Genomic DNA, 23,642 nt, shown 5'->3' with positions numbered 1-23,642 from the left:
GTATCTTTCTTGAGGTTATCTATCGCTTAGCATAGTATTGAAAATACAATTTGAGCTGTACGTAATAAGAAGTAAACAATATGGAATTTGTGCGCCCGCTAGAACCAATCCTAATCATTGACGATGTTCAGGATATTCGTAACTACTTAAATCAAATTTTAACTGAACTAGGATTTGAAGATATCCTTGAAAGTAGAGATTTTGAATCAGCAAAATCAGTCATTGATGAAAAGTCCCCTAATGTTATTTTCCTCGACATTGAGCTTCCAGATACAGATGGTACACAAATACTTGAGTACCTAAATGATCATTATCCGCACACTCATGTTGTTATGTGCTCTGGCCACAATAGTCTCGAAAATGTACAAAATACGTGGGAACTTGGCGCAAAAGGTTTTATTGCAAAACCCTTCAACGCTAAAAAAGTAGATACGGTAATGAAACGTTTGGAACTAATTTAAGGTTATTATGCAAAGCTCTGTAAACGAAATTATTGAAGATTTATCACAGGTTATTTTTGGAAAACAACGACAAATTAAATTGGCATTAACGTGTCTTTTTAGCCAAGGACATTTGTTGATAGAAGACTTACCCGGTATGGGAAAAACAACGTTATCACACGCGCTTGCTACGGTACTTGGTCTATCGTATCAGCGAGTCCAATTCACGAGTGATTTACTACCCTCAGATATACTCGGTGCAAGTATATTTAATGCCAACGAACACGTTTTTACTTTTCATAAAGGACCTATATTTAGCCAGGTAGTTTTAGCCGATGAAATCAACCGTGCTGGACCAAAAACACAAAGTGCTTTATTAGAAGCAATGGAAGAAAACCAAGTTACTATTGATGGTGAGAAATATGCCCTACCCATACCATTTTTTGTTATAGCAACTCAAAACCCTTCTTATCAATCAGGTACTTATCCGTTGCCTGAATCTCAATTAGATCGTTTTTTTATGCGAATAAGCTTAGGTTTCCCACCAAAGGAAGCTGAACGTAAATTAATTCTCGGTACTAACAATCGAGATTATGATGGCTTACCTGTACGTATTGCTCCACAACAGTTAATAGAGATACAAAAACAAGTAACAGCTGTGACGATAAGTGCGCCTGTAGTTGATTATATTTTAGCATTGGTAACTTATACACGAACAGATAATAAATTTGCAAACGCACTTTCTCCTAGAGCCAGCATTGCACTTGGAAAAGCATCGCAAGCATGGGCTTTTATTGATGGCCGAGATTTTGTTACACCAGATGATGTTCAAGCTATTTTTGCAAGTGTTGCGCAGCACCGCTTAGGTCTGCAACATGATATGAGTGATCAACAAATTAGCCAATTATTAAATGCTGTTAATGTGCCACTTTAATTTATGAAGAATAAAAAAAATCAACGTATTTCAATTTGGTATAAACTAAAAGCGGTTGTATTTAAAGCATTGCTAAAGAAAAAACACAACACCGAGCGTTTAATACTAAAACATAATACTATTTATATTTTGCCCTCTAAAATGGGGGCTGGTTTTTTATTAGTAACGTTACTTAACTTTGTGCTTGGTATTAATTATCAAAATAACCTAATACTAGCAATGGCTTATCTTATGCTCGTTGTTATGGTACTTTCATTATTAATGGCTTACAGTAATGCAAAAGGGTTAACCGTTGAATATATAAAAAATATTTCTAGTTATGCTCCCTCCTCTGCTTTACTCCTTTTACAAATCCATACTGAAAAAAATTGCCAAGCGCTACAGATTTTTTACGAAGGTAAACTGCTTTCTACAATTGATGAAGTTACCTCTGAAAAATGCATAACTCACTTAGACTTAGGCCTTAATACACGAGGCGAATACTCACTTAATCGTTTGAAGTTTTTAAGTCGCTACCCTTTTGGCTTAGTATCAGTCTGGAGTTATATGCAGGTTTCGTTAAATGTTTTTGTTTATCCCAAACAGCAAAAGCCACAGCAAGACGTTGTAGTGACAAATAATCAAACCCCCAATGATGGGAATAATAAACATCTAAATGGTGCTGATGAATTTGATAGTTTAATCACTCATCAAGTTGGCATGGGGATGCAACGAATTTCTTGGAAGCATTATGCAAAAACTCAACAGCTTATGATGAAGGAGTTTGTTAGCTTTTCATCCGACAGCCAAATTTTTGATTTTAACCAACTTAAAGGAAGTACCGAATTTCGGCTACAACAATTAAGTTTTTTAATTAGCAACGCGCATGATTCAGGTGTGCCCTTTGGATTACAATTAGCCTCAACACACTATTCCATTAGCCAAGGTAAAGAGCATATGCAAAATTGCTTACAAGCCCTTAGTCGTTTTTCAAACTTGACGAAGGCTGAAAATGAACATAATTCCTAATCACAAAGCGATCAATTTATCGCTTTGTGTCATCTACAGCGTGGTTTTATGTTTTATTTTTCCGGAGTTGCCACCGGTATTCAATTCATTATTAGTGGCTTTATGTATCTGGAATGGGGTAACCATTCTATCCAATAGAAATAAACCTAACGCTGTTATTGCGAATATACTTGCAGCGTTGAGCTTATTTGTACTTTTTTATGATGTGGGTTTTAGCGATACCGTTACGCTTTTTGTCGCAATGCTCATTTTATCTAGCTTGTTTAAACTGTTGCAAGCCACAACTAAAAAGCATTATCAAACCATCACATTGCTAAGCTTTTTTAGTTTATCTACCGTTTATTTATTCTCACAAAGTATTTTAGCTACCTTGATAATTAGTACACTTTATATTCTAAATTTTTCTGTCTTAGCCCTTATTGAATCTAAGCATAACTTGAAAGTAGCATCAAAAAAGAGTGCTAAATTGCTGCTTTTAGCATTACCTATCGCTGTTTTTTTACTCTTATTTTTACCTAAACTTCCCGCTTTTTGGCAATTGCCTGGACCTAAATTGGCTAAAACAGGTTTGTCTGAAAGCGTAAATCCTTTCGATATTGCTAAGCTATCAAATTCAGATGAACTCGTTTTTAGAGCTCAATTTAATGATGAAAAGCCACCACAAGGCCCCTATTATTGGCGGGCAATTATCCATGATGAGTTTGATGGTAAAACGTGGCTGATATCTGATACTTTAAAACAAACACAAACTCATAAACCGATTAAGCATAATGTAGCGAATGAGTCATTACAGCGCTATCAGATATTCGCAGAACCGTCTTCGCAGCCTTGGTTATATGGATTAGCAGTGGCGACCTCTGAGCACGGCGATATTAAAGTTACTGAAGATGGCCTATTACTTCGTAGCCAATTTTTAAGCAACAGTATAAATTACAGCGTTAAAAGCGCCCCACTATCATCAATGCCTATATCTCGCTGGCAACGCTTGCAAAATATACAAATTGATTTAGCCGAAAATACAAACCAGCAGACTCAATCTTTAGCTAAAAATTTATTTTCTGCTAATGACAATGATCCACAACGCTTTTACAGTGCAATGTATAACTACTTTTCCAGTAATGGGTTTAGCTATACCTTAACACCGGATCCGATGACTGGAGATAACACGCTCGATCAATTCTTATTCTCGAATAAGCGCGGATTTTGCGGGCATTACGCGAGTTCTGCTGCATTTATGTTTAGATCTATAGGCATACCTGCACGTGTTGTATCCGGTTATTTAGGTGGTGAATATAATATAAAAAGTGGTTATATGAGTGTTTACCAATATGATGCGCATGCTTGGGTTGAAGTTTATATCAAAAATCGTTGGACCATTTTTGATGCTACTGCTGTTGTTTCACCAGAACGATTAAATGGCTCTCTCTCGCAACATCAATCACTTAGTGATGAATTTACCAGTAATCTAGGGTTTGGTTTACTGCGTTTAAGTAATATTGCCGGATTTAATTGGTTAAGGTTAAAACTTGAAAACCTCGATTATCAATGGACAAGCTGGGTGTTAGGCTTTGATCAACAAAAGCAATCTTCTTTCCTAAAAGACATTTTTGGTAATAAGCAGCTTTGGCAAATTGCATTGATAGCGTTAGCAACTGTTACCTTGATATTTATTGGCTATTTTATTTATTTAAGTTGGCCTTATTCATCTAAGTCATCCACCCATCCTATTGTTAATGATTATCTGAAAATAGAGCAATGGCTTATTAAAAAAAATATTAAACCTGAGTCAAATGAGACCCCATTACTGTATTTACAACGCGCTTCATATGCACTTCCTGAAAAAAGCAACTATATAGAGCAGTTCAAGCAACTATATAGTGATGTCCGTTATCGCCAATTAGTATTTAGCGCTTATCGTAAAAAACGAAGCTCAGATCTGGTAAAATTAATTAAAACAAAAACAAAGAGAAAACAATGAATGCAGTCGTAATTGGCGTTATTTTGATGCTAGGCCTAACTTTAGCGCGGGTGAATGTGATTGTTGCAATGACTTTAAGTGCTCTTGTGGCAGGCCTAACTGCGGGTCTTGGGTTAACGGATACACTGAATGCTTTTAATGCTGGCCTCTCTGGCGGCGCAGAAATAGCTTTGAGCTATGCGATGCTCGGAGCATTTGCAGTTGCAATATCTAAATCTGGATTAACAAGGATTTTAGCAGCAAAACTATTACAAAAAGTGAACGATAACAGCGGCAAAAGTGAAAATCTACTTAGCTATTTTATCTTATTTATCATATTGGTCTGCGCGATATCATCACAAAACCTTGTACCTGTTCATATAGCCTTTATCCCAATTTTGATACCTCCCCTTATTGTGGTATTTAATAAATTAAAACTAGATAGACGCGCAATTGCATGTATTTTGACATTCGGTCTAGCGACGTCTTACATGGTTCTACCCTATGGATTTGGTGGTATTTATTTATATTCTATTTTGCATAAAAATCTTGTAGATAATGGCCTTGAAATTATTAATACCCAAGTGCCAATGGCAATGATTATACCGGCTTGCGGTATGCTCTTTGGCTTACTCATTGCGGTGTTCTTCAGTTATAAAAAGCGCCGTATTTATAAACAAGATGAAGAAAATGCAGTAAACGTTATTATAGAGCATCCTAAAAAAGTTTTGATCGTGGGTGTCACTGCTGTTTTAGCTTCTCTTCTGGCTCAAAATGTCAGTGGTTCGATGATATTAGGCGGGCTTGTTGGTGTAATGATTTTTAGTTTATTCGGGGTGGTTAAGTGGGAACAAAATAGCGACGTATTTAGTAAAGGTGTTGCTATGATGGCCATGATTGGTTTTATTATGATTTCGGCTCAAGGTTTTGCTGCTGTTATGAAAGCAACGGGGGATGTTGGCAGTTTAGTTCAAAGTGCAGCCCTTATTATAGATGGAAATAAACCATTAGCCGCTGCTTTAATTTTATTTGTTGGTTTATTGATCACAATGGGAATTGGTAGTTCATTTTCGACCGTGCCAATCATTGCAACTTTATTTGTTCCTTTATGCTTAGAGTTAGATTTCTCAATTATGGCTACAGCTGCATTAGTGGGAACTGCCGGTGCTTTAGGCGATGCCGGCTCGCCTGCTTCAGATTCAACACTTGGGCCAACATCCGGTTTGAATGTTGATGGACAACATGATCATATTTGGGATTCAGTGGTTCCAACCTTCATTCACTTTAATATTCCACTTCTTATATTTGGTTGGATTGCAGCCATGTTGTTATAGTAAGTTCCTTAAATAGTACCGTTATCATATATTACTGAGTAAAGTACGTCTTGAGCGCTTTATTTAAATCATGAAAGCGTATAGGTTTAGTAAGCACCTTATCCATTCCAGCATCTAAGCAAGTCACCTTATCTTGGTTAGATGCATTGGCAGTTAAGGCAAATATAGGTATATTTAGCCCCAATTTATTGCGAATTATTTTTGTCGCAGTTATCCCATCCATGATAGGCATCATCATATCCATTAAAATTAAATCATACTGCTGATCATTTAATTTATCTAATGCCACTTGCCCATTATCCGCTAGTGTAACATCATGATTTAACTTTTCTAAAAAGGCCTTAACAAGAACTTGGTTTGTTGTATTATCCTCGACGACTAAAATAGACAGCGACTTTAATGTGAACTCCTTATCTGTGCTGTGGTCAACTTCTTCATATATCTGGTAAGGTATGCTAATTGAAAAAGTTGTTCCTATATTTAAAACACTATCAACATTAATAGTTCCATTCATTAATTCAATCAAACTCTTCGTTATGGTTAGGCCTAAGCCTATGCCCTGTTGCCCTCGGTTTACGCTGTTATCAGCTTGATTAAATGCATCAAAAATTGAATCTATCTTATCATTAGAAATACCTTGTCCAGTATCACTCACCTCAAACTTTAAATAGTTCTCAGCACAAAATGCATGTAAGTGAATAGTACCTACTTTTGTAAATTTAAACGCATTGCCTAGAATATTAAATAAAATTTGTCCTAATCTAATATCATCAATTAACACGAGTTTAGGTAGTGTAGGTGAGATATCTGTATTAAAAACAATACATGAAGATTTCTCGGTAATTAAAAATTGCGCCGCAATATTTTTTGCTAATGATGCAACATTCGTAGGTCTAAGCTCCAACTCTGCGGTTCCTGATTCTATCTTTGAAAAATCAAGGACATCAGAAATAATACCTAATAATAAGTCTGCACTACTATTGGCGTAGTTTAACCAACGTGTTTGTTTTTGGGTCAACTCAGTATCTGACAGCAGCTCTAGCATTCCTAAAATAGCATTCATGGGTGTTCTGATTTCATGAGACATCACAGCTAAAAAAAGAGATTTAGCTGTGCTCGCTTCTTCGGCTCTTTCTTTGGCTTGCTGCAGAGCTTGCTCTCTATCTTTAGCAACGGTTATATCTTTAGCGATACCTAAATAGCCGATGTAATTTCCTTGCTGATCGTATTGTGGCTTTCCACTTAAGGAAACCCATGCATTTGGGTCGCTATCTATCTCGAATTCGAAGTCAAGGAACTCCTCTTTACACACTAATAAGTGATTAAACTGAAGCCATTTTTTGTGCTGTTTTTTTTCATTTCCAGTCACAATTCCATCAAAGGTTTTATTAGTAAATTTTTTATGATAAATCTTATGATAATTATCATTGCTCAGTACATTTAAAAATATATTTTTGGTATCAGTACGCCAGAACCACTCACTTGCAAAATCTTTAAATAAGTCGCTGCGTAGTGAGTAATCTCGAAGCAAGGATTGTGAAATATCCATTTTTACTTTTGTACTTGCAGAGTGCTTTATAAATAAAAAAAACTGTTGCAATAAAATGTCGATAAGCTGAAGCTCAATAAATTGATACCAGCATTCTTTTAATACACAAGTAAAGACTAAAAAATCACGATGTGTAACCTCATAAAGTGCATTAACTTTCACAGCGTCAGCTTTTATTCGTGATCCTTTTGGATAAAATAATTCGGAGCTATCTATTAAATCATTAACCTTAAGAACGGTAGAATTACTATAAAGTACAGAGTAGCTGTTACCTTGTTTTCCTAATATGGCACACTCATCATAATCTATATAATTACAAAGAATTTTTTTTAAGTTGTCATATGCATCTTGTTCATCCTTGCTGGTTGTTAAAAGTGCTAAATCGTCTTTGAGTCTACTTGAGCTATAGTTGTTTTTTATTTGCACTTATCACCTATTTATAATATGCATTGCACATTGCAAATATAGATGCTCTTGTTGTTTTTATCCACTAAGTTTAATAATTTTGTTCTTTAATTTTCATTAGCTTACAAAGTAACTTAATCATGGAATAAATAATGCTGTATATAAACAACATTATTAAGGTGATTAAATTATGAAGATAGTATGTTTAGGTGGTGGCCATGGTTTAGCGCAGGTATTAAGTGCAATAAGACCATTATGCAGTCAGTTGTCAGCAATTGTTGCTACTACAGACAATGGTGGTAGCACTGGACGGATACGAGAGGCCCAAAAATGTGTAGCATTAGGCGATATTCGTAGGTGTTGTTTACAATTGACGGATGATCAGTCTCTTATTCATTCTATTTTCAAACATAGGTTTGATGGTGGTGAATTAGATGGCCATAGTCTTGGTAACTTAACCTTATTAGGGCTGACTCAGCTGACAGAATCACCAACTGAAGCGGTAGCTTGGTTTAATGCAATGTTAGGAAATGCTGAGACAATTTATCCAATGTCAGATCAACCAACAGATTTAGTCGCAACACTACAAAACGGTGAACGTATAGTCGGTGAATGTGAAATAGATGCTCTTACAGAGATACCGAATACCATCAGTTTGTCATCAAACATAAAAGCAGCCCCAGGCTCAGTAGATGCAATTATGGAAGCTGATCTTGTTCTAATTGGTCCAGGTAGCTTAATAACAAGTGTTATGCCTTCTTTGCTAATTCCTGAAATAGCCGATGCAATTAAAAAAACATCGGCATGCAGAATATTTATTGAAAACATCACTACAGAAAAAAGTGTTATGAAAAATATACCATTAAATGGCGTAGACTGGCTAGAAACCCAACTTGATTATCAGTTTTGTGACTTAAGTATTTCTGCGGAAGCAATTAACGATATTTTGCTCCATTTTAATGAAGAAATTAAAGTAAACGACCAACAGCATGATATTAGCCAGCTGAGTCAGGTATTTTCAGAGATTCTAAAGATACCTATGCACGATCACAGTACATCAACTACCATTAATTAGTCGCTCTGCGTGTTTAAAGGTGGTAATACTTTGATGCTCAGCTTGTGAAATCAGGTTGCTTAATTGAGAGTCGAATTGTCGCTCGTTTGCTTTGACCTCAATTTGGCCGCAAAGCTTGCCTAATTCGAGCGCACCATAGCTTAGACTGCTGCTTTTTAAGCTGTGCGCATTAATTTCTATTTCTTGCTGTTTTGTTGGGTCTATTAGGTTATCGATTACTTTTTTAGACTCTGTAACATAGACTTGTAATAATTTTTTTGCCAGTTCAGGGCCAACATCTTGTTCGAGCTGCGAGAATACAGTGTTATCGATCATTCCTACTCCTTGGAGGTGTTATGTATTATAAAGTGTTGTTGTTAATAGATTCTTCACTGTTAGGTGGTGTAGAAACCCATATAATTGAGCTTAACAAACTTTTAAAAAAAAACCAGATAACATCGACAGTTTTATTTATTCAAGATCATAACAATGAACCTTTTTACGCGCTTCTAGATGACGCTAACATCAGCTATACATTTTCGGACGGCAGCTACACTACGACAGCCAGATTAGTAAATCAAATAGATATAAATACGGTTTTACATACACATGGTTACAAAGCGAGTATATACGGTAAGTTAATTTGCAAATTACATGGTAAGCGCTGTGTTTCTACCTATCATGCAGGAGAAGCTGGTAAAGGTAAAGTATGGTTATATAATCAGTTTGATACCCTTATGAGCTATTTTTCCATCAATTTTGCTGTATCTTCACTTATAAAAAACAAAATATATAAAGCACAATTACTCGAAAATTTTATTGAATTTAAGTCATCTAACGTACAAAAAATGAATGGCGGCATTTTGAATATTGGCTATGTTGGGCGCTTATCTTACGAAAAAGCACCAGATAAATTTACTCAACTTTCAGAGATGTTTAAAAACAACTTAGGTGTGCAGTTTCATCTATTTGGTGAAGGCCCAATGAAAGACAAACTGAACCTTAGCTATCTAACTTACCATGGCTTACAACCCCAGGATAAAATATGGAAAACTATCGATGTTTTATTAATTTGTTCTTTGGAAGAAGGTTTACCTATGGTATTGATTGAAGCCATTGCCAATAATGTTCTCGTAGTCAGTACGCCAGTTGGTGAAGTACCTAACATTATTGAAAATAACATTACTGGTTATTTACTCAAGAATCATACAGTTCAAGAGATGTATCGAGTATTGAACTTAATAAGCAAGCAGAGCTCAGTGGAAATTAATAAAATAAAAAACGCAGCATTAATATCAGCTAAACCGCGCTTTTGTGGCGATCTACAATTTAACTTATTACAACAGGCGTATAAAACTAGCTTACCGCGGACTCTTCCCAGCCTTTAATTTTTCTATAAATAGTCGATGGACTCACATCCAACAATGCAGCAGCCTTTGGGATATTGTTATTGCAAATTGAAATTGCAGTTTCGATGTAGCGTTTTTCCACAACCCATAACGGCTCTATCTGGTTTTTATCATTTAGTTTTGCCGGTTTGTTTAGCTCTTCATTTATGTGCTCATGCTGATTGAAAGGCGAAACACTGTTAAGCTTATTAACCGCGTTATGAATAGGCGATGTAGATGGAAAAATTGGGATCATACTTATTTCAATAAACTCGGCATTATTCAAGACTATTATATTACGAATAGTATTTTCGAGTTGTCTTACATTTCCAGGCCACTCATAGCGTTCAAATAAGCTTTTAACTTCAGCAGACATACCTTTATAAACGCGACCTTCTTCTTTACTGATCTTTTTAAATAATGCATCTGCAACTTCTATTACATCATTCTCACGGTCCCTTAAAGGTGGCAATGAAATTGGAATTACATGTAAGCGATAATATAAATCCTCTCTAAAACGCCCAGCTTCTACTTCAAGCAATGGATCTCTATTCGTTGCACAAACAAAACGTACATCTACTTTTGTCTCTTTCTCACTGCCAACTTGTTGATAGCATCCAGTCTGAATAAAACGTAATAATTTACTCTGCAGATTGATATCCATTTCGCAAAGTTCATCTAAAAATAGAGTTCCGCCGTTCGCTTGGCCAGCTGCACCTTCTCTATTCGATATTGCGCCGGTAAATGCACCTTTTAAATGGCCAAAAATTTCGCTTTCGATCAAATCTTTCGGTATTGCAGCACAATTCAACGCTACAAAAGGTTTATTTGATCGAGGCGATGCTAAATGTACGGCTTTTGCGCATAATTCTTTACCAGTTCCACTTTCGCCAGTTATAAATACCGTTGCTTTACTTACCGATGCCGAATTAATTATCTGATAAACAGATTGCATAACACGAGAGCTACCAATTAAATCGAAATATTTTCCATTTTCATAAGTTGTCTTATAAGTTTTGACTGTTTGTTTTAATGCTTTTAACTTTAATGCATTATTAACTGTGATTCGAAAACGATCTGCTTCAATAGGTTTCTCTAAGAAATCACTAGCACCTAACTTAATCGCTTGTATAGCCATTTCTTTTGTCGCATGGCCAGTTAACACAATAACTTGAGGTGAATTTTCCGTACTAAAAGAAGATAAAATATCTAAGCCATTCATATCAGGTAACATTACATCTAAAATAACTAAATCAGGCTGAAATTCATCGAGGGCATCCAACGCTTGTTGACCCGTATGAGCAATCTTTGTATTAACACCTGTCGGAATTAAATAAGATTGGTACATAAGTGCTAAAGATTCTGTATCTTCTATTATTAAAACTTTAGGGGGCATAAAGTACTTCCTTTTGGTTACAACCAACTACAGAATATAGGATCTCTTACTACAGCTTAGTGTGTATTAGGTAGATTTGTAAACACTAATAGTAAAATGCTAGCTAATTACTATCAAAGACGCATCATCTATCTCTTTTGTTAACGATACTTGTGTACTACGCCAAAGCTGTTCTGCGTATTCATTATGCGCTAATTCCCCCCCAGGCAAATTTACACGCAGTGAAGTAATATCATCTTGCTGAGTTTCTCTATTCTCTAGCCACCCGTCAGTGTAAAGTAATATATGCTCAATATCGTCCATGGGATAATCAAACAACTTATAATGATGATCTTTTGACAAACCTAATAATGGATCTGTGCCTTTTAAATCAATTATCTCCCCTTTTTTAGTAATTATAACTGGTGATGGGTGGCCTGCATTTAGCCAGTAAAAGCGATTATTGTTAATAAAGGCGATCAGTAATGTAACTATGCTTGATTTACATATTTTTTGATCATAAAGCGCTTTGTTTAAACTTGGTAATAATGAGGTAAGAGATGGATTACTAGATAAATAACCACTTATGAACCCTTTAACAGCAAAACTTTCTTTTAGTGCCTGAAGGCCATGTCCCATCATATCACCCAATACAATTGGCTGTAGTTCATGTTCAGGTAGCATACAAAAATCCCCCCCATTATTGGTCGTTATTGAACCAAAAACACGGGCTTTTCTATTATTTTCAATATCAATTACTGCTGGTGTTTGGTTATCGGATGTATAATATTTTAAAGCCGAGAAACGATGTATAACGCGCTCAATACTTTGTAATAGGCGCATCTTTTTTACTGGCTTAATTAAGTAATCATCAACACCAAGGTGATTAATTGTTCTTATAACTTCTTCACTATCATCCCCTGTAAGCATCACTACTGATAGTTGCATTTTTAAATTTGATTGGTTTAATTTCTTTAGCAGCGGCTCACATGTGCCTTGTTTTAGCTTGTGATCGAGTAATAAAATAGTGGCGCCCGATGTTAAAATTGCTTGCCAACCTGATTCAATATCAAGACAGGTGATAACCTGAAAATAAGGTGTTAAGTAGGCCTCTAACAAAGCGAGTTGGCTTTTATCATCATCTATATAAATAAGCGTAGGACGCTTATCTATATTCTGTAATGTAAATGAGAAATAATTGTATTGTTCATAATTACGATATGACGCTTTAGGATAGTAATGCCTTATAAGAGCAACTCCCATGCCCCCTTCAACAAGTTCCCAACTCCCTATATCCCAGTTTGAATCATTGTTAGCGAATAAATCATATGGCTCTAAATTATCAATGAACTCTAAAGTAATTTTTTTATCATCGCTGCGATATATCTTTAAAGTCAGGCTTTCTATTACATCACTCATATTATGACGAATTAGATTTGTTAAATATTCCGTACTCACCAAACCTGCAGAATCTATATCGCTATTACGTACCGATAAAGCAGTTAAAACATGTTTAAGTACTTGGCGTATTTCGCTTACTGCTGACCACTGTAATGTGAACTTTCGTTGATATAATGTATCCATAATTGGCTCAATAGGGATGAAATAACCATTGCTGGCGGTTAATTTTATTAATTAAAAAACGTGTAAGTCGTGGCCATTTATGCTGCCTTGCTTTTAAGGAAGCGATCATTCTAACGCCTAGTGGTGCAAATTTATGCTGGCCAATAATTATTCTTATATGTTTATGCGCCGCATGTTTTAAATTCTTAACAGCACTGCATAATGATTCTTCATCATTCACACCTAAAGCAACTGTAAGAAGTGTTAAGTCAGAGCATAAACTAAGCGCATGCAATGGAACATTCCCTCTGTTTCGTTTTAATGCAGGTGACATATCAAGTAAAATATAGTCATATTCTTGTTTTAGTCTATCAATTCCATCGTTTAATATTTGCTTGTTTTTGACTGATTCAGTTTCACTTAAATTTTGCATCGTCAACAAGTCAACATGCTGATACTTAACAATGTTCAGTTGGCATGAAATATCGCTGAAGCACCATTCGTTGCTAAGAGATGGTAAGGAGTTCCCTATTTGAAAAGGATGTAACGGGTTTAAATCAATGATTAAAACTTTTGCTCCTTGTGCATTAAGACGTCTTGCAATACTTGCACATAGTGATGATGAGCCTTCTTCGCCAGATAATGACATAAAAGTTATGCATCGGGCTTGGTGGCTATTAATTTCATTACACACCTCTTCGAGCTCTTGATATTGAACAGGAATTAGTTTCATAGGCCAACCACTAATGCAATTATTGTTACAAAATCAAGAAAGTTGGATCTAAACTGGCTAAGTAAGTCTTGACCTTTATCAGGTACGTATAACGTATCGCCCGCTCGCAATACAGGTAAATTTACGGAGTTTGGGTTTTTAACAAAAGCTTCTAAATCAAATACCCTAGATTGCTCCTTGCAGCAAGAGTGATTTACAACGACTATTTTATCAATTAATGCCGAACTTGAAGGACCGCCAGCTTCGGCTAGTGCATCAAGAATACTCATTGTGTCATTAAAAGTATAACGCCCAGGTTTTTGAACAGCCCCCATAATTCTAACTACTTGTTCTTTGGGAGTACGCAACCAATCTTTATCTTTTTCTGGAACGAATATGGTGTCGCCTGGTAAAACGTGCGGAAACAATGTTTCATCGCCAGTCTCAAAATACAGGGCTAGGTCAAGTTTACTAACACGTGCTGTATTGCCATTTCGATGGGTGATTCTAATGTTACGAAGATCAGCGTTTGCGTTTGGACCATCCGCCGCAGCTAAAATATCAATAAAGTGCATGTTGTCATTAAATGCGTAGCGACCCGGAGAGCCAACTTGACCCATTATATAAATAGACTTGCTAGATTCTTGACGTATCCACTGTGACTTATTGTTTCCAGGATCGACGGGTAACTCTTCAACAATAATTGTGTCACCAGCAATTAATTGAGGTAATGTTAATTGGCCATCTGTGATTGTGTATTTTTCTAAATCGAAGCGCTGTGTCACATCACCATTTCGGACAATTTTTATATCATTAATGTTTGCGCCTTTAGTCGGCCCCCCCGCATGCGCTAGTAAATCGGTGAAGTCCATCTCTGTGCTCCATTCATAGCGACCTGGGGATGTAATAGCACCAATAATTTTGATTGCTCTTTTGGGTGGGATTTTAAGCCAGCTTTTTTCATTTTGATCTGTTTTTTCTGGAACAAAAATTACATCACCTGGGTTCAAATCTGGTACTGTTACTGACGTTAAGCCTTCACTATAACCTTGAAGGTCAAAAAGAATACTTTCCCCATCAGGTGTTAATATTTTAATTTGTCGAGTTTCAGCAAAACGAGTTGGTCCACCTGCATTAGCTAATATATCCAAAAAATTAGTGCTGTCAGCTGCCTCATAAGCGCCAGGTTTTTGTACTTCACCCATTATATATACAGTGCGTGAAGTTGTATTTACATCATCAACCATAATAGGAACATATACAGTGGAACCTGATTTTAACCTAGGCATGGTGTCATTATTAGGTTTATCAAGATACGCTTTTAAATCAAAAATTATGGGCGTTTTATCATTAATTACACGGATTTTAGTTACATCAGCGTAACGTGTTACCCCTTCAGCTCTCATTAAAGCGTCTAGTACGCTCATCTGTTCTTTGAAAGAGAAACTTCCTGGATTATGAACCTCTCCTAATAATGTAATTGCACTGTTATCGCTTGCGTCACCAGATGCACTTAATGTTTGTGCGTCAAAGTCAATTTGTACATTACCAAGTAATGGCGATACTGGCACAAATACTGTATCTGCACTTTTAAGTTTCGGCAGTAATTTGCTATTACCAGAATCAAGATACGCTTTGTAATTAAACTCTATAACTTCTTCACCTCGACGAATTTGTAGACGATCTAACTGAGCCCCTGGTTTTAAATCCCCCGCCGCAGATATAACCATTTGAATATTTCCATCAAATGGGATACTCACTTGTGAGGGAGTATTAACATAACCTAATACATTGATAATAATGTCACGAGATCTTACTTCCACGTAAAAATCTTCCATTGCCACATAAATATCGCTTAGGAGCGTTTTTAACTCACCTTCAACTTGACTTACTTGTTTATTAATAACAACCACCTTACCAATTTCAGGTAATAAAATGGTGCCGTCTTTATTAACTTCAAATACATTTTCGAATTCAGGTTCTCCAGGTAAATACAAAAATAATTTATTGCCCACTTCAATATTTCTAGTGTTATTTTCAGCATTTTCATTACTTAAGCAAACACTAGAATAGCTCAATAGAATAGTTAAAATGATCACAATAAACTTCATACTAATACTCCTTCGGACCATTTAATATTTTGGTCCAATTAGATAAAGATTTAGCTTTAGGATTGGTAGATTCATCATCTGCTGTAATATCAATCACAATCGCTTCGACTCTTCTGTCAGAGTGACGTTTAGCAAATGAATCAGCATCACTACTATAAGGCTTTAGATTACCTTGAGTTAGGGTTGTTATGTATTCAGGATTCACACCATAAATACCTAGCCAATGCTTTACTGTTTCTGCTCTTTTGAGTGCCAGTTCAAAATTATCATTCCGAGTGCCGGATTCATCAGTATGACCAATTAGTAATAGTGATATATTTTTAACTTGTTTAATTAAGTCTGATGCCTGTGCTAGCTGGGCCATGTATTTAGGCGTAATTTGAAAATCATCAACAGCAAATTGATTATCACTGTTAAGTAGGTTTTTAATTTGATCTCTAATTGACCGTGTTGCTTTTTCTTGAGCCTCAACTTTTACACCCGCACAAGATGTCATTTTGCTTACAGTTTCAAAATGATTACTCAACTGTGTTAGAGCATGATGATGTATTAATAAATCATGCTCTGCGTCTTGCCACATTTGTGCAGACACTAATCTTCTAATACGATTTTCATAGATTTGTGCTCTAAGCAATTGTCCTGGCATGCATTGTTGAATCCCTTGAGCTTTAAGTAAATCAAGTTTTAGTACTTGGTGCTCAAATTCACTAATAACGAGGGTTTCTTCTGATTGGAAGATCCTATCTTCTTGTTCATCCGTTAACGGGTAATTTTGATATCTTTCAGCCCATCCACCTTGCCCTTCATCTGGCCAAGAAGCACAGCCTCCCATTAATATTATTAAAACTAAACATATTATGTGCTTCAAATTCATAGTTTGTCCTTAAATTACGTCAGACTGCTCGATAAATGGAATTGTTTTATCTACACGTAACAAGCTCATCAGTTTATGGGGTTGCCCTGATACGTTTAGCAAAGCTAGTTTTTGTCCATTTTTTTCAATGCGCTTATATAAAAAGACCATCGCACCAATACCTGATGAATCAATAAATTCAGTTTTAGAGAAGTCTAAAATAATCTGCGGTTCAGGACTGTGAGCTAATTGCTCAAATTGATCTTTAAATGTATCGACGGTTAGGCCTGAGAAATCTGTGGGGAGTGCGATAATTTGAATATCGCTATTTGCATTAATTGATGAAGTCATAATATTAACCTTTATGTTGTTAGCTAATTAAATATAGTACAACTTAAGTGCCAATGTTTAACTTATTGATATATAGATGATAAAGATTAAGGAATGAAAATAAATACGCAAAATGCAACATAACTATAGTCATCCTTTGCATTTTGCGAACTTGTTTGTCGGCTTTATTGCCCTTTCCCAGTAAAAACAACGATAAAAGTTTTAGTTAAAATTGATATTTCCATTTTTAACCAGGACATTGGCGACGATAAACTGAGTACATAGGCATAATCCCACCCTATTTTATTTCTTGCATCTTCTAAGGTTTCATCATAACCATTCATTACTTGCGCAAGGCCTGATATGCCGGGTTTGATGCCATATGTTCGTTGACAAAAGTATGGGATCTCTTTTTCTAATTTACCGTAAAATATAGGCCTTTCTGGTCTTGGGCCTATTAAAGACATATCGCCTCGTAATACATTCCACAATTGCGGCAATTCATCAATTCGGGTTTTACGAATAAAGCGACCAACCGGCGTTATCCGAGGGTCATCTTTCGAAGCCCAGACAGCACCACTTACAGCTTCAGCATCAACAACCATCGAGCGAAATTTATAAACATTGAATAAAGAGACGAATGTATCTGTGCTTTCACCAACCCTAAATTGTTTAAATAGCACAGGCCCTTTCGACGTTGATTTAATAACGATGGCTGTAGTAAGCAGAATAGGAAGCACAAGAACTAACCCAACAATTGACCCGATGATATCAATTACTCGCTTAATAACTCTAACTACCGGAAATTTTTGTTTCGATAATGTATTTACACGTCGCCATGGCTTATTAAAACTACCAAATTCATATTTAATAATACCTAAGAGCGCCATAAAATAGCTATTGATGATATAGATAGCTTTGTCGACAATAGGGATTTTTTTTTGCACATTAAAAAGGCGTTTTATAAAGTCAATACTATGTATCGTTATTATTCCAGTACTTATTAATATAGCCCAAGGTGCATGGATAACTATTGCAGCACAAAAAACGGTAATATAAATTGCAGCTAAGATTAGCGGCATCACCCCGCGCAGTACTTTATGCGAAAAAAAGTTAATAAACGTCCAGCCTAACCTAGGGTTGAGCAATGACATTAAAGATTTTATTTGCTGCCAGTTACCAGCCCCCAACCTCACGCGACGAGCATAGTCTTGTGCTTGTTGATCCGAGTCCAATTCATATATAACAATATCTTTATCGATGACTGCTTTGCCGCCACTTTGCATAGCTCGCATAGATAAGACAAAATCGTCATTAATTGTTCCATTCTCAAGCTCAAATGCATGATCAGATCTCATCGCAAACATTGCACCAGGCACTCCAATTACAGCACCACGTTCAGATTCCATCTGTTTAAGTTTATTTTGATATTGCCAGTAACCTTTTTGTTCATTTGTCGCTGCTTCATCAAGTGTATATAGCCCGGTGGTCACGGTAACATCAGGGTCTTCAAATTGGTTTGCGATTTTATTTAATGCATCAATGCTTAGTAATGCACTAACATCTGAAAACAATAAAATATCGTATTGTGAACGAGCAATATTTATTAAGGTGTTAATACCTTTAATTTTCCCTTGGTTATCTGGGTTTACATGAAAAAAACAGTTTACTTGTTGATCAAAAAGAGATGCTTGAGCCTTCTGCGCTAAATCAAAGCTATTATCTGTACAACCATCGAAATAGACATGTATATCAAATTTTGTTGTCGGATAAAGTAAAGAAGCAAGGTTATGCAGCTTTTCACTTATATGTGCCTGTTCATTATAAACACACATTAATATTGCAATAGTGGGTAATTCATCCGTATTTACCGCAGTATTGTCTGTCGCTTTATCTTGAGGCTGCGAAGCAAGCTCTGGTTTTAATAACCTGAGTAGTAATGGATAGCCTAAGTGGTGGTATAATACGATACTCACCAACAAAATGAAGATAACCATAAATATTTCCATTTTTTATTCCTTAAACTGTCAAACCTGCATATAAGTTATCGTATTGGCTACTCATTCCCTTAGCATCTGCAAGAGCTATAACATGATTTCGAATTGGCATACCACTTATTAGAGTTGTTGCTTTAATCAACGCGGGAGCTAAATTATGAGGCTCTGATGCAGACACTAGAATACCTTGCTCTGGAGTTACTACTTCATGAATACCACCTACATCAGAGGCAACGATAGGTTTACCACATGCCATAGCTTCTAATATAGATAATGGCAGTCCTTCTCGTTGTGAAAACAAACACATAACATCAATACTGGAATAAAAGACTTCCATATTCTGAACGTTCCCTAGAAAGTGAACCCGTTCTTGTAAACCCATTTTCAAAGTCAAAGCATTTAATGTGCTTTTTAAACTCCCATCACCGGCAAAAACTAAATGATAATCGCTAGGAAGATCCAGCAAGCTCATGATTAGATCTTTATGTCCTTTACCTTCCTCTAAACGTGCAGAACATCCAATGAGTGTTGCAAATTTAGGTAAGCTGAATTCATATCGTGCATGATCACTGTCAATTGATGAAAACTTACAGCAATCAACGCCATTTAAAATAGTTGAGTCTGTGTTAATGGCTGTTTTTGAATGGAAGTCATCAGCAACAACTTTTGCATCGGCAACCCAGTGTACATTTGATAAACTATTTAGCGCTTTAGTAATAAAACGTTGTTTAAAGTTATTTAAATACCATGCATCATGTACTGTCGATAGGTGCTTAAGTTGGTTATTCTTAGCAGAAACACAGGCAAGACCTCCGTAAAGCATTGGTCCAATATGATGGCTATGAATAACATTAATATTGTATTGCTCAATTAACTCAACTAGTTTGTTTACAACATCCAGTTTAAAGCCAGGTTGTTTGTCTAAACAGATTATTTGTTGATTAAGCTCAGCAAGTTCAGGCCACGAAGCTATAGCGGTGTCTTTATCTCCTTCTAAAGAGACAATAATACTACTTTGGCTATAACGACTTTTTTGTAATAAAGTGACAGCCATTTTTTCAAGACCACCAATTTTAAGATGTTGTACTAAGTGCATAACCCTCATGATAATTCACCCTCTTTCACCATATTTTGATCACTGTGTTCAAACTCAAAATCGTTATCAATAATTGGTAATACTGTAACGACTTCACAACATGCTAGCTTTTCAATTGTCTGTATATCCTTCAATCTACTATCACAAAGTACAGCAACGAACACACTCGCTATACCTGTAAAAATGCCTAGAAACACTCCCACGATACTTGATAAAATAAGTGAAGTATTAATTGGCTGAGTAGGACTATATGCCCGCTCGATATTTTTAACTTTATCCGGGCCTTCATATTTAACTAACTTACCCGTGACTTTGGCCATTTCGTAACGGCTCAGCATGTCTTTATAAAGTGACTGCTTCACGTCATAGTCACGCTCTAATTTTCTTAATTGCTTTTCAACATCGCTCGTTACTAATAGCCGATTGCTAACCAGTTCAACTTGCTCAGAAAGCATCTCGAATTCCTGCTCTTGCTGAAGTACTTGATTCTTTGCCTCTTCAAGTGCTAAAAGTTGTGAAACTAAAACACTGGTTTCGTTATTTTTATCTGTGGGTAAGGTATTAACCATTTGCCAAAGTTGATCGATGTTCTCTATATCAACCTCTTTACTGGTTTCAAGTAAAGCCTGCTGTCGGTTTTTAAGATTCGTAAGTGCCCTTTTTTTTTCAACAACTTTACTGTGTTTGTCGGTATAGCGTGATCTTAATGTACTCAGTTCTGATTCAGTTCTAATTATTTTCTCTTCAATTCGTCCAAGAATGGGATTTGCTTGTCCCATTTTGTTCATCAGTGCTTTAAGTTTAGCTTTAGCCCCTGAAAGTACGATAGATTTCTGCTGCTGATCTGATAGTAATTTATCAAATGTCTGACGGTTACTGTGTAAAACGGCTGGTAACGTGCTGCTATTTTTAGCTTTAAATTGAGCAAGCAACTCTTCAGATAGTTCCAGTTCATCTCTTAAACTCACTAGCTGTTGATAAAAAAATTGCTCAGATGTATCAAGTGAGGCTTTAGTTGGTGCAAGCAAGCTTTCTATAAATTTCTCAACGATTTTTTCCAGTACTGCTTTCATTTGTGTCTGGTCATGCCAAGTAAAATTAACACGTACTAATTCATCGCCAATTAAGGATAATGACAGCGCTTTTGCTAATTTTTGATGTATTTCTTCAACTTCTTTTGGCTTTGAGTTTTCATTAATTAGTTCAGTTTCCCTTGCTACAGTAATCAAGACTTTACGACTTATTACTAATGTGCGAAGTGCGGCCATACGGTCAGACAATTGAAAAGAAAAAGATAAATCATCTAAATAAGGATTTAGTAATGCAGATTCTTCAATTAAAATTGTTGCATGATTCATGTATTGCTTTTGTGCAGTTGCTGACATAACGAAAACGACAATAGGTACAATGCATAGTGGGATCATAAATAGTTTAGCGCGGGTGTACAGAGCGTACAGCGCCAAATAAAGTAACCTTTTAATTTGCTCTTTTACCAACATCTATTTACCACCGATATTTCGCATTTTGCTAATTCGTTTCTCGAATCTATTTGCATTTTGAGAAACTCATCTCTAAAACAAACTATTAAATTAATAGCTGCAGGTTGTGAGCCACAATGATGAAAAATTTAGAGGAATAAGCACACCAACAGTAAAATTTGAGGTTCAGATTAAATCAGGCAAATTTAGTCGCTGAGATTTACTAAATGGGATTCCACTAATGATGCTTTCGATTGCCAGCTGTGGTTACTTGCTAAGTTTGACTGTATCTCGCTGAAAGAGAACTCAGTTGCGCAGCTTAATTGAACGGCTATATCAACGCGTGTTATAAATCCATCATGATCATGAGCAACTAAAATAGTTTCTTGGTATTTATTTACAGCAGGAAAACTGGTGGCTACGATCGGAGTACCACATGCAAGGTATTCCTTTAGTTTGAGGGGATCACAAGCTCTTATTTGCTCATTATCTATAAAAGGGAGTAACGAAACTTGCCAATGTTGTGAAAATTGAGCAAGCCTAGCATGATCAACAGCATTTATATGCGTCACATTGGAAAGCGCCAACAAGTCGCTAAAATCATCGCTTATATTTCCAACAAGAACCAGCTCATATTGAGTACGACTGGTAGCTAATTTGTATAATAGCGCTTTATCTAGCCAAGCATTTAAAGAGCCATAAAAGCCTATTTTTGGTTTATTTATGCCTTTGAGCTCAATTGCTTTTACTGCTCTGTTATGAAATAAATCAAAATCAACACCATGAGTTAGTAATTCTACTTTTTCTTTGGGCATTTTATTAGCCAAAAAATCGCTAATAACGTAGATTAAATCAGCTTTTTTTATCAATGCAGATTCAAATGGCTCAACCATTTGATGATCAACCCCCGCTAATGCGCTAAAATCATCACCACAATAATAAACAACACGATCGATTCCTTTTCGTGGGGATATTAGAGAAATGGCAGTGGGTACGCTTAACCAATAAATAATAGGCTGTTCATTTAAGAATGAACAGCGTGAAAATAAATAACGGTTAAACATCCTCGCTAAATTAAAGTCATGCCATGGTAAAATAAATAAATTATACACTTTCATTAACTTATCGTTATCAGCAGACGTTGCTTGATTTTTTTTGTTCGTATTGCTGCTACAGAGTTGCATCAGCTTTTGTAAAACTCTTTTAATATCAGCAACTTTTATGCTTGGTTTCCTCATTCCGATTGAATTTATCCAATGCACTTCATGCTTTTCAGATAATTCTTTAAACAGGTGCTGAGTACTACTTGGGTGTCTCCCCCAATCTTCTCCAAAAACAACAAACTTCATATATCAGCCCTCTATATTTTTTACGACTTTAGCTGGATTACCCGCAGCGATAGTCATTGCTGGAACATCTTTGGTCACTACACTGCCTGCCCCAATTATTGCCCCGCGACCTATTGTTACGCCAGCGAGTATAGTAACGCCTGTGCCGATCCATGCGCCTTGTTTTATGACTATATCACCTACTTGAGACTCATCATCGGGTAAGCCTGCTGCGCGTTTATCACAGTCAATTGGGTGCCCTGGGAAACCAGCTAAAAAGACACGTCCAGCTAGGCGTACATCATCTTCAAGCACTATTAATCGACCTACTGAAAATGCATTTTGCCATCCAATATCAACGTTGTTTCCAATAATAAGTTTCGGCGTCATACCGTCACTCCCTCTTGCACAAAACGTACTTATTCCCGAAATACGATTATTATTACCGCAACTAATTTCAATATTACCCAGTAGTTGCGGCATACCGGAATAAAGGAAGAGCCCTTGTTTTGAACCCTTAATTTGGCTTTTGAAAAGTGGCGTAAAATAAAAAATGCGCATTAATTCACTCATCACTGTAATGAGAAAATTATGTAATTTATAGATCGCAAAATGCAAACCTGGAATGACGAACATTTGCGGATTTCGAATGGTTTTTGCGATTTTAAAAAGTGACTTAGCTAATGAACTATCACTATTTTTTAACCACATTTTGAAATTTAAAATCATG

General features: G+C 36.1%; 20 protein-coding genes. 7 read left to right on the top strand and 13 right to left on the bottom strand.

What is annotated here, in order from left to right; genetic code table 11:
* Window positions 1-80: 80 nt before the first annotated feature.
* The 5 genes from ADS77_RS06870 to ADS77_RS06850 are packed head-to-tail and all read left to right on the top strand — an operon-like array spanning window position 81 to window position 5,673.
* On the top strand, window positions 81-461 hold the full coding sequence (locus ADS77_RS06870; protein ID WP_054204595.1) for a response regulator: 381 nt from the start codon (window positions 81-83) through the stop codon (window positions 459-461).
* Window positions 462-468: 7 nt separating this feature from the next.
* Complete coding sequence (locus tag ADS77_RS06865) at window positions 469-1,374, top strand: AAA family ATPase (RefSeq protein ID WP_054453574.1); 906 nt, start codon at window positions 469-471, stop codon at window positions 1,372-1,374.
* 3 nt (window positions 1,375-1,377) lie between these two features.
* Window positions 1,378-2,382, top strand: coding sequence for a DUF58 domain-containing protein (locus ADS77_RS06860; protein ID WP_054453572.1), 1,005 nt, complete (start codon window positions 1,378-1,380; stop codon window positions 2,380-2,382).
* A complete protein-coding gene (locus ADS77_RS06855) occupies window positions 2,366-4,360 on the top strand; it encodes a DUF3488 and DUF4129 domain-containing transglutaminase family protein (protein ID WP_054453570.1) in 1,995 nt (664 codons plus the stop codon). The genes ADS77_RS06860 and ADS77_RS06855 overlap by 17 nt, the downstream gene beginning before the upstream one ends.
* Entirely contained in the window at window positions 4,357-5,673 is a 1,317-nt protein-coding gene (locus ADS77_RS06850; protein ID WP_054453567.1) for a Na+/H+ antiporter family protein, read from the top strand. Before ADS77_RS06855 ends, ADS77_RS06850 begins: the two co-directional genes overlap by 4 nt.
* A gap of 31 nt (window positions 5,674-5,704) precedes the next feature.
* Here ADS77_RS06850 and ADS77_RS06845 read toward each other — a convergent pair whose 3' ends face one another.
* Entirely contained in the window at window positions 5,705-7,648 is a 1,944-nt protein-coding gene (locus tag ADS77_RS06845; protein ID WP_054453564.1) for a response regulator, read from the bottom strand.
* A 169-nt stretch (window positions 7,649-7,817) separates the two neighbouring features.
* On the opposite strand from ADS77_RS06845, the gene yvcK reads away from it, so the two are divergent.
* Window positions 7,818-8,702, top strand: coding sequence for a uridine diphosphate-N-acetylglucosamine-binding protein YvcK (gene yvcK, locus ADS77_RS06840; protein ID WP_054453562.1), 885 nt, complete (start codon window positions 7,818-7,820; stop codon window positions 8,700-8,702).
* Here the strand turns inward: yvcK and ADS77_RS06835 are convergent.
* Window positions 8,685-9,017 (bottom strand): Hpt domain-containing protein, encoded by a 333-nt coding sequence (locus ADS77_RS06835; protein ID WP_054204588.1) that lies wholly within the window; start codon window positions 9,015-9,017, stop codon window positions 8,685-8,687. The genes yvcK and ADS77_RS06835 overlap by 18 nt on opposite strands.
* Window positions 9,018-9,037: 20 nt before the next feature.
* Between ADS77_RS06835 and ADS77_RS06830 the strand changes: the two genes are divergently transcribed.
* Window positions 9,038-10,069 (top strand): glycosyltransferase family 4 protein, encoded by a 1,032-nt coding sequence (locus ADS77_RS06830; protein ID WP_054453560.1) that lies wholly within the window; start codon window positions 9,038-9,040, stop codon window positions 10,067-10,069.
* On the opposite strand, the gene ADS77_RS06825 is transcribed toward ADS77_RS06830, so the two are convergent.
* The 11 genes from ADS77_RS06825 to ADS77_RS06775 all read right to left on the bottom strand — a co-directional run bounded on the left by ADS77_RS06825 (window position 10,038) and on the right by ADS77_RS06775 (window position 23,641).
* On the bottom strand, window positions 10,038-11,465 hold the full coding sequence (locus ADS77_RS06825) for a sigma-54-dependent transcriptional regulator (protein ID WP_054453558.1): 1,428 nt from the start codon (window positions 11,463-11,465) through the stop codon (window positions 10,038-10,040). The genes ADS77_RS06830 and ADS77_RS06825 overlap by 32 nt on opposite strands.
* A gap of 99 nt (window positions 11,466-11,564) precedes the next feature.
* Complete coding sequence (locus ADS77_RS06820; RefSeq protein ID WP_054453556.1) at window positions 11,565-13,028, bottom strand: SpoIIE family protein phosphatase; 1,464 nt, start codon at window positions 13,026-13,028, stop codon at window positions 11,565-11,567.
* 7 nt (window positions 13,029-13,035) lie between these two features.
* Window positions 13,036-13,740 (bottom strand): AAA family ATPase, encoded by a 705-nt coding sequence (locus ADS77_RS06815; RefSeq protein ID WP_054204584.1) that lies wholly within the window; start codon window positions 13,738-13,740, stop codon window positions 13,036-13,038.
* A complete protein-coding gene (locus tag ADS77_RS06810) occupies window positions 13,737-15,830 on the bottom strand; it encodes an SLBB domain-containing protein (RefSeq protein ID WP_054453554.1) in 2,094 nt (697 codons plus the stop codon). The genes ADS77_RS06815 and ADS77_RS06810 overlap by 4 nt, the downstream gene beginning before the upstream one ends.
* A 1-nt stretch (window position 15,831) precedes the next feature.
* Window positions 15,832-16,704: an OmpA family protein gene (locus ADS77_RS06805; RefSeq protein ID WP_235575728.1), complete on the bottom strand. Its 873-nt coding sequence runs from the start codon at window positions 16,702-16,704 to the stop codon at window positions 15,832-15,834.
* A gap of 9 nt (window positions 16,705-16,713) precedes the next feature.
* Window positions 16,714-17,034 (bottom strand): STAS domain-containing protein, encoded by a 321-nt coding sequence (locus tag ADS77_RS06800; RefSeq protein ID WP_054453552.1) that lies wholly within the window; start codon window positions 17,032-17,034, stop codon window positions 16,714-16,716.
* A gap of 164 nt (window positions 17,035-17,198) precedes the next feature.
* Window positions 17,199-19,022, bottom strand: coding sequence for a sugar transferase (locus ADS77_RS06795; protein ID WP_054453550.1), 1,824 nt, complete (start codon window positions 19,020-19,022; stop codon window positions 17,199-17,201).
* A gap of 10 nt (window positions 19,023-19,032) precedes the next feature.
* Entirely contained in the window at window positions 19,033-20,106 is a 1,074-nt protein-coding gene (locus ADS77_RS06790; RefSeq protein ID WP_235575727.1) for a glycosyltransferase, read from the bottom strand.
* A gap of 5 nt (window positions 20,107-20,111) precedes the next feature.
* Window positions 20,112-21,605 (bottom strand): GumC family protein, encoded by a 1,494-nt coding sequence (locus ADS77_RS06785; protein ID WP_054453546.1) that lies wholly within the window; start codon window positions 21,603-21,605, stop codon window positions 20,112-20,114.
* 185 nt (window positions 21,606-21,790) lie between these two features.
* Window positions 21,791-22,933, bottom strand: a complete 1,143-nt coding sequence (locus ADS77_RS06780) for a glycosyltransferase (protein WP_054453544.1) — start codon at window positions 22,931-22,933, stop codon at window positions 21,791-21,793.
* A gap of 3 nt (window positions 22,934-22,936) precedes the next feature.
* Window positions 22,937-23,641: an acyltransferase gene (locus ADS77_RS06775; RefSeq protein WP_054453541.1), complete on the bottom strand. Its 705-nt coding sequence runs from the start codon at window positions 23,639-23,641 to the stop codon at window positions 22,937-22,939.
* Window position 23,642 lies beyond the last annotated feature (1 nt).

Origin of the sequence: Pseudoalteromonas porphyrae (assembly GCF_001298125.1) — a bacterium.
Taxonomy (GTDB): Bacteria; Pseudomonadota; Gammaproteobacteria; order Enterobacterales; family Alteromonadaceae; genus Pseudoalteromonas; species Pseudoalteromonas neustonica.
This window is presented reverse-complemented; position numbering and strand designations above follow the sequence as displayed.

Excerpts from the sequence above, each read along its gene's own strand:
- ADS77_RS06820 (WP_054453556.1), bottom strand. The coding sequence starts at position 13,028 with ATGGATACATTATATCAACGAAAGTTCACATTACAGTGGTCAGCAGTA.
- ADS77_RS06865 (WP_054453574.1), top strand. The coding sequence starts at position 469 with ATGCAAAGCTCTGTAAACGAAATTATTGAAGATTTATCACAGGTTATT.
- ADS77_RS06800 (WP_054453552.1), bottom strand. The coding sequence starts at position 17,034 with ATGACTTCATCAATTAATGCAAATAGCGATATTCAAATTATCGCACTC.
- ADS77_RS06790 (WP_235575727.1), bottom strand. The coding sequence starts at position 20,106 with ATGCACTTAGTACAACATCTTAAAATTGGTGGTCTTGAAAAAATGGCT.
- yvcK (WP_054453562.1), top strand. The coding sequence starts at position 7,818 with ATGAAGATAGTATGTTTAGGTGGTGGCCATGGTTTAGCGCAGGTATTA.
- ADS77_RS06855 (WP_054453570.1), top strand. The coding sequence starts at position 2,366 with ATGAACATAATTCCTAATCACAAAGCGATCAATTTATCGCTTTGTGTC.
- ADS77_RS06805 (WP_235575728.1), bottom strand. The coding sequence starts at position 16,704 with ATGAATTTGAAGCACATAATATGTTTAGTTTTAATAATATTAATGGGA.
- ADS77_RS06870 (WP_054204595.1), top strand. The coding sequence starts at position 81 with ATGGAATTTGTGCGCCCGCTAGAACCAATCCTAATCATTGACGATGTT.
- ADS77_RS06835 (WP_054204588.1), bottom strand. The coding sequence starts at position 9,017 with ATGATCGATAACACTGTATTCTCGCAGCTCGAACAAGATGTTGGCCCT.
- ADS77_RS06780 (WP_054453544.1), bottom strand. The coding sequence starts at position 22,933 with ATGAAGTTTGTTGTTTTTGGAGAAGATTGGGGGAGACACCCAAGTAGT.
- ADS77_RS06785 (WP_054453546.1), bottom strand. The coding sequence starts at position 21,605 with ATGTTGGTAAAAGAGCAAATTAAAAGGTTACTTTATTTGGCGCTGTAC.
- ADS77_RS06830 (WP_054453560.1), top strand. The coding sequence starts at position 9,038 with ATGTATTATAAAGTGTTGTTGTTAATAGATTCTTCACTGTTAGGTGGT.
- ADS77_RS06825 (WP_054453558.1), bottom strand. The coding sequence starts at position 11,465 with ATGCCCCCTAAAGTTTTAATAATAGAAGATACAGAATCTTTAGCACTT.
- ADS77_RS06775 (WP_054453541.1), bottom strand. The coding sequence starts at position 23,641 with ATGATTTTAAATTTCAAAATGTGGTTAAAAAATAGTGATAGTTCATTA.
- ADS77_RS06850 (WP_054453567.1), top strand. The coding sequence starts at position 4,357 with ATGAATGCAGTCGTAATTGGCGTTATTTTGATGCTAGGCCTAACTTTA.
- ADS77_RS06795 (WP_054453550.1), bottom strand. The coding sequence starts at position 19,022 with ATGGAAATATTTATGGTTATCTTCATTTTGTTGGTGAGTATCGTATTA.
- ADS77_RS06815 (WP_054204584.1), bottom strand. The coding sequence starts at position 13,740 with ATGAAACTAATTCCTGTTCAATATCAAGAGCTCGAAGAGGTGTGTAAT.
- ADS77_RS06860 (WP_054453572.1), top strand. The coding sequence starts at position 1,378 with ATGAAGAATAAAAAAAATCAACGTATTTCAATTTGGTATAAACTAAAA.
- ADS77_RS06810 (WP_054453554.1), bottom strand. The coding sequence starts at position 15,830 with ATGAAGTTTATTGTGATCATTTTAACTATTCTATTGAGCTATTCTAGT.